Origin of the sequence: Candidatus Nitrotoga sp. 1052 (assembly GCF_927312905.1) — a bacterium.
Lineage (GTDB): Bacteria > Pseudomonadota > Gammaproteobacteria > Burkholderiales > Gallionellaceae > Nitrotoga.
In genome coordinates, this window is the sequence record NZ_CAKMHQ010000005.1 from 72,863 (window position 1) to 78,916 (window position 6,054).

Below are 6,054 nucleotides of genomic sequence, written 5' to 3' on the forward strand. Positions count from 1 at the left end.
TTTATTTTTGCCCAGCGTTGCAAATAGCCAAGAAATCTTCAGCAACCAACGATGCGCCACCGATCAGTCCACCATCAATGTCCGGCATGGCGAACAGTTCGGCTGCGTTGGAGGCATTAACACTACCACCATAAAGTATACACAAAGCTTGACCAAACTCTTCATCAAAACCGGCGATACGTTTGCGTATAAAAGCATGTACCTCTTGTGCCTGTTCTGGTGTAGCAGTCTTGCCAGTACCTATAGCCCAGACTGGCTCATAGGCGATGACAGCATTACGGAACGACTGCACACCTCTTAGCTTGATAACTTCAGCCAGCTGTTCTGCTACCACAACTTCTGTAGTACCGGCTTCACGCTGCTCCAACGTTTCACCAACACAGATGATGGGCGACAACTCTGCCTTTTGAACCGCAGCGAACTTTTCCGCAACCAGCTGACTGCTTTCACCGTACAAATTGCGCCGTTCGGAATGTCCAACGATTACATAATCGCAGCCAAAATCACACAACATAGAAACCGACACTTCGCCAGTGTAGGCCCCTTTATTCGCTTGATGCACATTCTGCGCCCCCCATTTTATGGGGGTGTCACGCAGCAGTAATTGCGTTTGTGCAAGATAGGGGAAAGGCACACACACTGCGCAATCCACACCCGACATCTGCGTCACGCCATTCGCCACTTCTTCCAACAAAGCCTCATTCTTGGTCAGCGCCCCATTCATCTTCCAATTTCCGACAATGAATTTGCGTTGCATTTTAACTGGGCCTTTCAAAACAACGAAGGCGGCTATGCTACCCGTGAAAATACAAACGGTCAATCTCACTTCCGACTGTTACGATACAGCGTGAGCAAGATAATTGTCAGTCCTTCTGTCGCATGTCTATAACCTGAAGCCGCTGTGCTACTCGGGCTTGTAGGCAATATATTATTTTTACATTCTCTAGGGAATAGACGTTACTGTTCCCGAAAAAGATGTGTCCCGTTCCTTTCGTTTTGCTCCTTCTGGCTGTTTGTCAGGCTTATTATTTGAGTTTGATTTGGGTCCAAATGCGCGACAGTATGCGGCGCTGATGGCGATTCAGATCGTGTAGCATTTCCAGCCGAACTTGTTGCGCGCGGTTGGGAAATACTGCAGGGTTTTGTGAGATTTCCGGACGGATATATTGTAGCGCGTCACGGTTTGGATTTCCGGAACCGATCAGATTAGTGAGTTCGGCAGAGTTGCGGCCATCCAGCATAAAATTGATGAAACGATGCGAAAGATCGGGATGTGAACCGGTTTTTTGTAGCACCATCGAATCTAGCGCCATTACCGCCCCTTCTTTGGGAATGCTGGAAACGATGCGAAATTTTCTGTTGGCTTTTTGCGCATCGAGATCGGCCTGAAAAATGTCATTTGAATAACCGTGCACCAGCCAGATGTTACCTACGGTCAGCTCCTTGATATAGCTTGAGGCATTGAACGCCGCCCAATATGGCTTGGCGCGAATAATCAAGTCACGCGCTTGCTTCCAGTGCACTTCGTCCACATCATTCACCGAATAACCCAAGTACTTTAGTGCCGCTGCCAGTAACTCGCGTTGACTGTCTAGCACGGTGACGCGCCCCTTTAATTTTTTCAGATAGATCGGTTCAAAGATTATTGCCCAGCTATCGGTAGTCAAGTCCAGCTCGCGGATTTTTTCACGGTTATAACCAATCAAAGTAAGGGTATAGGCATATGGCACCGAGTAGCGGTTGCTGGGATCGAACGCAGCATTGAGGTAAGCCGGGTCGATATTGTGCAAATTGGGTAACAGGTTTTTGTCGAGCGGGCGCAACGCGCCCTGCCGGATCAGTGATTCCACCGCATTGCCGGTCGGCACGATCAGGTCATAGCCGCTCGCACCGGCGGCCAGCTTGGCAAGCATTTCCTCATTGTCGGAGTAATAATCCTGCACCACGCGGCAAGCGCACGATGCCTCGAAGCGTGCGATGGTTTGTGCCGGAATATAGTTGTTCCAGTTATATAAATGCAGCACGTCGTCGGCATGAGCAGCATCGATAAACAACAGGATAAATAGCAATAGGACACGCCAGATCATGGCTTCTTTAGTAAGGCATTCGACGTGAATTTGGAAGCGAGCGCAATCATGGTTAAGGTGAGCAATATCAGCAGTGTGGAAATGGCATTTACTTCCGGCGTCACAGCAATTTTGATCATTGAGTAGATATGCAGTGGCAGTGTGGATAGGCCCACACCGGCGGTAAAGAAGGTAATTACGAAATCGTCGATCGACAAGGTGAACGCCATTAACCCGCCCGCGATCACTCCGGGCAGGATTAATGGGAAGGTGACGTAGCGAAACGTCTCCCATGGTGACGCACCCAGATCGCGCGCTGCCTCGAAGATGCTTTCGTCCAGGCCAGCCAAACGCGCGCGCACAATCACAGCGACGAAGCCAATGGAAAACGTGATGTGGGCGAGCACGATGGAAAGCATGCCGAGTGTGAGATTTAGCACCTGAATGAAAAACAGCAGCAGTGACACGCCGAGCAGGATTTCTGGCATTGCCACCGGCATCAGCACCATGAAGTTCAGTAGGGTAAAGTTATAGCGCTGGATAGCGATGCCGGCCATAGTACCGAGTACTGTAGCGACCAGACTCGATACCAACGCGATGAATAGTGAGTTGCCGGCGGCAACCAACATATCATGGTCGTGTAGCAGCACCTTATACCAGTGCCAAGTGAAGCCCACCCATTCGGCATTCAAGCGCGAGTCGTTGAATGAGTAGGCGATGATGATGGCGATCGGAACATACAGAAACGCGTATACCGCCAGCGCCGCTGCCCATAGCCGCGGCCCTCTATGCATAGTGACCTCTGTGGCCGCCCAGCTTTGCAGCAAGCCAGGCTATCAACAATACAGCAATGGTCAGCATGATCGACAGGGTGGAGCCGAATGGCCAGTCGCGCGTGCCGATAAATTGTTCTTTGATCAGATTGCCTATCAACATGTCGCCGGTGCCACCGAGGATGTCGGGAATGGCGAACATGCCGAGTACTGGTATGAACACCAGGGCGGAACCGGAGAATATTCCCGGCAGCGATAGCGGAAATGTCACGCGCCAGAAACGCTGCCAGCCATTCGCGCCCAGATCCTGTGCTGCGTCGAGCAAAGACGGATCATGTTTTTCCAGGTTGGAATACAGTGGCAATACCATAAATGGCAGATGTACATACACCATAGCGATCAGCACGGCAAATGGCGAGAACAGCAAATGTACCGGTGCATTGCCGAACAAGTGCAGGAAGTTATTGACCAGTTGACTTAATACCGACTGCGGGCCGAGTATGATCATCCAGGCATAGACGCGAATCAGGAAGTTGCTGGCGAAGGGGAGTATCACCATTAATACCATTAGGTTGCGGTTTTTTTTTGGGCTGAGAGCGATCAGCAATGCCAGCGGATACGCCATGATCAGGCAGATCAATGTGGTGGCGAGAGCCATGAAAAACGATTTGATGAAAACCTTGATGTAGATCAGGTCGCTGAAAAAGAACTGGTAGGTTTCCAGTGTTACACCCTGCAAGGTATTAGGGTCAGCAGCGGTAAGCGGTGCCAGTCCGCCAAACTCACCCGGATAACGAAATGAGGCCAGCACCATAATTACGCTGGGAACAGCAAATAACAACAGCAAGAACAAAAGCGGCGGGCCGCCCATTAGATATTTGGCCAGTCGCGCGGCGCGAGTATGTTTATGCCCGGAGTCAGTCATGAAAAAAAATTCCGGCATCATGGCGCCAGCCAAGATTGACTGTGTCACCGACTTCAAACAACTCGGCGCGCCCCGGTGCAGAATTGGGCAATAGCGCTTCATTCATTGCACCATTAGCGAGCTTGACCTTGTACAAGCTGACTTCACCGCGATACAATAAATCATGCACTACGCCCGAAAAGTGGTTTTTCAATTCGGTCAATTCGCTATGCGCGCTGATGCGCACCTGCTCGGGGCGTATGGCAAACACACCCTTGTCTCCGGCCACCACACCCTCCAGCGGAGGCGCAATAATTTCACCTAGCCCGGATATCGCTAGGCATAAATGGCCGTGGCTGGGCTTGACTACCTGTGCTTCAAACTGGTTGATGTGTCCGATGAAGTCGGCGACGAAACGCGTTTTTGGAAAACTATACAGCTTGGCTGGCTCATCTACCTGGACAATCTTACCCTGATCCATGACGGCGATGCGATGCGATAGGGCGAGGGCTTCAACCTGCGCATGAGTAACGAACACAAACGTGATTCCCACTTCGCGCTGCAAATTGATTAAATCGATTTGCATTTCCTGGCGCAGCTTGGCGTCCAGTGCGCCCAAAGGTTCGTCGAGCAACAACAAGAGCGGACGATTGACCAGCCCACGCGCCAGTGCCACTCGCTGGTTTTGTCCGCCGGAAAGCTCGTGCGGATAAGCAGATGCCTTGTCGGTCAAGTGCACCTGTTCCAAGGCTACATGCAGCATTTTATTAATTTCAGCTTTCGATCGACGCGCCATCCTGAGCGGGAAGGAGATGTTCTCCGCTACCGTCATATGCGGGAACAGCGCATAGCTCTGAAACACGGTATGTATTGGTCGTTTTTCTGCCGGGATATTGGCAAGGTCTTTGCCATCCAGCAGAATCTGCCCGGAATCGGGCAAATCGAAACCAGCGATCATGCGCAGGAGGGTGGTCTTGCCGCAGCCAGAAGGCCCAAGCAGAGTGAAGAACTCGCCCGCTTCGACATTAAGGCTGACATTATCTACCGCGATTAAATCGCCGAAGCAGCGTGTGACGTTTCTAATTTCGAGTTGGGCCATATTGGCTAACCATAATTTCTAAACGCGGATTCAAATTCGAAGTGCAATAGCTGACAGTAGCTTGGCATAACGCACCTTTTTTAAAGAATACCTCAAATGACATTCTGAATCCCGATACTTTGTGTGGCCGATGATTGAGGCGACCTCCCGCCGCATCTGGACTTTTTATTGGGACAGTTATTATAAATTCTGGATGATTCAGGCTTAAACCTGTGTGCGGTCAAGATCAGCGTAAGCATGGCTTCTTCACATGGCGCACTTGAGTGGCGAGCGCATTACGGGCAAGTGGACAGATATTGAGTACATCAGTTATTTCCAGCCAGCTGCTTGAAGCTAATCAGACTTGTTCAACGGTTCCTAAAGCATGGCAGGAGCGGACGGAAGAGCGTTTGCCGAGCAGGGAAAATGGGAGCACAATCGAGTCAGGTTTTTATGAAAAGCTCAAAGTTGAAATTGGGTGCGCAATCACTCTCCGATCAGTATTTTTTAGTGCTAAATGCCAATTACTGCCTGTTGGAAACATTTTCCTCATGAAGCCGATGTCGGCGTCTGCGGTATGGGCGCGACGCTCGCGGAGGCTTTCGAGCAGGCCGCGTTGGCGCTGACGGCGGTAATCACCGACTTGGCGGTTGTGTCACCCAAGGAAATGATCCGGCTTTCCTGCGCGGCGCCCGATACAGAATTGTTGTTTGTGGACTGGCTTAACGTGTTGATTTACGAGATGGCGACGCGCAAAATGTTGTTCAGCCGCTTTGAAGTGCATCTGGAAGAAGGCCGTCTCACCGCGCAGGTGTGGGGTGAAGCGCTGAACGTGGCACGCCACCATCCCGCCGTCGAAGTGAAAGGCGCGACCTATACTGCGCTGAGGGTTGCCCAACAGCCGGACGGCGGCTGGCTCGCCCAGTGCGTGGTGGACGTGTAACATTCTGAAACGGAGGAGTCGTCATGGATCTCGCACTTTTTGAATGCAAATCCGAATTCGAATGGCACATCAAACCGTTCGGAAAAATGCGCGTGCCGGGCGTGATTTTCGCCAGCGAGATGTTGTTGCGAGAGATGGACACTAAGGTCTATGAGCAGGTCACCAATGTGGCTATGCTGCCGGGCATCGTCGAGGCATCCTACGCGATGCCGGATGCGCACTGGGGTTACGGCTTCCCGATTGGCGGCGTGGCGGCGTTCGATGCAGACGAGGGCGGGGTGGTGTCGGCG

The 6,054-nt window shown here is 51.6% G+C and carries 7 protein-coding genes; 2 read left to right on the forward strand and 5 right to left on the reverse strand.

All coding sequences use genetic code 11. From position 1 onward, the window contains the following. Nucleotide 1: 1 nt before the first annotated feature. The 5 genes from tpiA to MJ768_RS00560 all read right to left on the reverse strand — a co-directional run bounded on the left by tpiA (nucleotide 2) and on the right by MJ768_RS00560 (nucleotide 4,842). A complete protein-coding gene (gene tpiA, locus MJ768_RS00540; RefSeq protein ID WP_239287262.1) occupies nucleotides 2-757 on the reverse strand; it encodes a triose-phosphate isomerase in 756 nt (251 codons plus the stop codon). Between the two features lie 268 nt (nucleotides 758-1,025). Further along, complete coding sequence (locus tag MJ768_RS00545) at nucleotides 1,026-2,087, reverse strand: ABC transporter substrate-binding protein (RefSeq protein ID WP_239287264.1); 1,062 nt, start codon at nucleotides 2,085-2,087, stop codon at nucleotides 1,026-1,028. After that, a complete protein-coding gene (locus MJ768_RS00550) occupies nucleotides 2,084-2,860 on the reverse strand; it encodes an ABC transporter permease (RefSeq protein WP_239287266.1) in 777 nt (258 codons plus the stop codon). The genes MJ768_RS00545 and MJ768_RS00550 overlap by 4 nt, the downstream gene beginning before the upstream one ends. Further along, a complete protein-coding gene (locus MJ768_RS00555; RefSeq protein ID WP_239287268.1) occupies nucleotides 2,853-3,764 on the reverse strand; it encodes an ABC transporter permease in 912 nt (303 codons plus the stop codon). The genes MJ768_RS00550 and MJ768_RS00555 overlap by 8 nt, the downstream gene beginning before the upstream one ends. Continuing rightward, entirely contained in the window at nucleotides 3,757-4,842 is a 1,086-nt protein-coding gene (locus tag MJ768_RS00560) for an ABC transporter ATP-binding protein (protein ID WP_239287270.1), read from the reverse strand. Before MJ768_RS00560 ends, MJ768_RS00555 begins: the two co-directional genes overlap by 8 nt. 496 nt (nucleotides 4,843-5,338) lie before the next feature. Here MJ768_RS00560 and MJ768_RS00565 point away from each other — a divergent pair, with 496 nt between their 5' ends. After that, the gene (locus MJ768_RS00565) at nucleotides 5,339-5,764 is read left to right on the forward strand and encodes an archease (RefSeq protein ID WP_256449807.1); all 426 of its coding nucleotides are present in this window, start codon (nucleotides 5,339-5,341) and stop codon (nucleotides 5,762-5,764) included. 23 nt (nucleotides 5,765-5,787) lie between these two features. Further along, the coding region (locus tag MJ768_RS00570) for an RtcB family protein (protein ID WP_239287274.1) at nucleotides 5,788-6,054 on the forward strand (267 nt) is incomplete at its 3' end.